Below are 216 nucleotides of genomic sequence, written 5' to 3'. Positions count from 1 at the left end.
GCAGAGGCATGCTATAAAAAACGGCCGTTTATATTTCAGGTTCAAACCATAAATTGCAGGCTCCGTCACACCGCCCACAAGTGCCGATATAGCCGCCGGCAATGCAGCGCTTTTCACAGAAGTCTTTTTTGTTTTCAGCCAGATCCCCAGTGCAGCACCCGCCATGGCAAAGTTCGTTGCTACCGTACAAGGAAGCAGCATATCCCCGCCATATAC

General features: G+C 50.5%; 1 protein-coding gene. It reads right to left on the bottom strand.

Annotated features, from left to right (window positions below):
* Positions 1 to 216, bottom strand: a 216-nt coding sequence (locus HJY11_RS14395; RefSeq protein ID WP_208076549.1) for a PTS transporter subunit EIIC, incomplete at both ends; no start/stop codon positions are given.

The sequence above is a fragment of the Bittarella massiliensis (ex Durand et al. 2017) genome (assembly GCF_017566145.1).
GTDB lineage: Bacteria > Bacillota > Clostridia > Oscillospirales > Ruminococcaceae > Bittarella > Bittarella massiliensis_A.
Note: the sequence above shows the minus strand (reverse complement) of the source record. Positions and strands in the feature narration are given on the sequence as shown.